The sequence below is a fragment of the Acetobacter cibinongensis genome (assembly GCF_000963925.1).
Lineage (GTDB): Bacteria > Pseudomonadota > Alphaproteobacteria > Acetobacterales > Acetobacteraceae > Acetobacter > Acetobacter cibinongensis.
In genome coordinates this window covers 1-2,500 of the sequence record NZ_BAMV01000054.1, presented here as the reverse complement: position 1 = coordinate 2,500, position 2,500 = coordinate 1, and the positions used below count along the sequence as shown (strand labels likewise).

The window sequence follows — 2,500 nt, the reverse complement described above, 5'->3', positions numbered from 1 at the left end:
GTTTGCAGCGAGCTTAAGCCGATAGGTGTAGGCGTAGCGAAAGCGAGTCTGAATAGGGCGCATAGTTGCTGGCAGAAGACCCGAAACCGAGTGATCTAGCCATGGCCAGGCTGAAGGTGCGGTAACACGCACTGGAGGGCCGAACTCACGCCTGTTGAAAAAGTCGGAGATGAGCTGTGGTTAGGGGTGAAAGGCCAATCAAACTCGGAAATAGCTGGTTCTCCGCGAAATCTATTGAGGTAGACCGTCGAGTATTACCCCGGGGGGTAGAGCACTGGATGGGCTAGGGGGGCCCAAAGCCTTACCAAACCTAACCAAACTCCGAATACCCGGAAGTATGAGCTCGGCAGACAGACAGTGGGTGCTAAGGTCCATTGTCGAGAGGGAAACAGCCCAGACCACCAGCTAAGGCCCCTAAATCGTGGCTAAGTGGGAAAGGATGTGGGGATTCCATAACAACCAGGAGGTTGGCTTAGAAGCAGCCATCCTTTAAAGAAAGCGTAATAGCTCACTGGTCTAATAGAAACCCTGCGCCGAAAATGTAACGGGGCTCAAGCCACGTGCCGAAGCTGTGGGTGCATACTATGTATGCGCGGTAGCGGAGCGTTCCGTAAGTCTGTGAAGGAGACGAGGTGACTCTCTCTGGAGATATCGGAAGTGCGAATGCTGACATGAGTAGCGACAAACAGTGCGAGAAACACTGTCGCCGAAAGTCCAAGGGTTCCTGCGCAAGGTTAATCCACGCAGGGTTAGTCGGCCCCTAAGGCGAGGGCGAAAGCCGTAGTCGATGGGAATCAGGTGAATATTCCTGAACCTGCCAGAAGTGACGAATGCAAAATGTTGTCAGTCCTTATCGGATTGGTCTGGCTTTTTGCGCATTCCAGGAAATAGCTCTGGCATATAGACCGTACCCGAAACCGACACAGGTGGACTGGTAGAGAATACCAAGGCGCTTGAGAGAACGATGCTGAAGGAACTAGGCAAATTACTCGTGTAACTTCGGGATAAGCGAGACCCGTTCGTGGGCAACCATGGGCGGGTGGCACAGACCAGGGGGTAGCGACTGTTTAGTAAAAACACAGGGCTCTGCGAAGTCGAAAGACGACGTATAGGGCCTGACGCCTGCCCGGTGCCGGAAGGTTAAGAGGAGGTGTGCAAGCACTGAATTGAAGCCCCGGTAAACGGCGGCCGTAACTATAACGGTCCTAAGGTAGCGAAATTCCTTGTCGGGTAAGTTCCGACCTGCACGAATGGCGTAACGACTTCCCCGCTGTCTCCAGCATCGGCTCAGCGAAATTGAATTCCCCGTGAAGATGCGGGGTATCCGCGGTCAGACGGAAAGACCCTATGAACCTTTACTGCAGCTTTACAGTGGCATCAGAGACATTCTGTGTAGGATAGGTGGGAGGCTTTGAAGCGGGGGCGCCAGTTCCCGTGGAGCCATCCTTGAAATACCACCCTGAATTTTTCTGATGTCTAACCGCGGTCAGTTAGCCTGATCCGGGACCCTGTATGGTGGGCAGTTTGACTGGGGCGGTCGCCTCCCAAAGTGTAACGGAGGCGCGCGATGGTGGGCTCAGGCCGGTCGGAAACCGGCTGTCGAGTGCAATGGCATAAGCCCGCCTGACTGCGAGAGTGACAGCTCGAGCAGAGACGAAAGTCGGCCATAGTGATCCGGTGGTCCCGCGTGGAAGGGCCATCGCTCAACGGATAAAAGGTACTCTAGGGATAACAGGCTGATCTCCCCCAAGAGTCCACATCGACGGGGAGGTTTGGCACCTCGATGTCGGCTCATCACATCCTGGGGCTGGAGCAGGTCCCAAGGGTTCGGCTGTTCGCCGATTAAAGTGGTACGTGAGCTGGGTTTAGAACGTCGTGAGACAGTTCGGTCCCTATCTGCCGTGGATGTTGGAGACTTGAGAGGATTTGTCCCTAGTACGAGAGGACCGGGATGAACATACCTCTGGTGCACCGGTTGTCACGCCAGTGGCACAGCCGGGTAGCTAAGTATGGACGGGATAACCGCTGAAAGCATCTAAGCGGGAAACCCACCTCAAAACTAGGTCTCCCTAAGGGCCGTGATAGACCATCACGTCAATAGGCCAGGTGTGAAAGCGCAGTAATGCGTGCAGCTAACTGGTCCTAATCGCCCAATAGGCTCACTCTCTTCACTCTGACTAACCTCAGAGACCATGCACAGAAATCATCCATACACACACAAAAAACACGTCACACACTCATCACCCAACCGTCCACACCACCCCAAAAGTGGTTTGGATGACCTGGTGGCCATGGCGGGGAGAGATCCACCCGATCCCATCCCGAACTCGGCCGTGAAAACCCCCAGCGCCTATGATACTGCGACTTAAGTCGTGGGAAAGTCGGTCGCCGCCAGGTCTTCCAAACCACTCCAAAATCACCACCGCGGGGTGGAGCAGCCCGGTAGCTCGTCAGGCTCATAACCTGAAGGCCGCAGGTTCAAATCCTGCCCCCGCAACCA

The 2,500-nt window shown here is 54.9% G+C and carries 1 tRNA gene and 2 rRNA genes (1 of these 3 cut by a window edge); all 3 read left to right on the top strand.

Annotated features, from left to right (window positions below):
• A 23S ribosomal RNA gene (locus Abci_RS13615) occupies positions 1-2,167 on the top strand; it begins 573 nt to the left of the window's first position.
• A 114-nt stretch (positions 2,168-2,281) separates the two neighbouring features.
• Positions 2,282-2,397: ribosomal RNA gene (gene rrf / locus Abci_RS13610) — 5S ribosomal RNA — on the top strand.
• 26 nt (positions 2,398-2,423) lie between these two features.
• Positions 2,424-2,500 (top strand) — tRNA-Met (locus tag Abci_RS13605).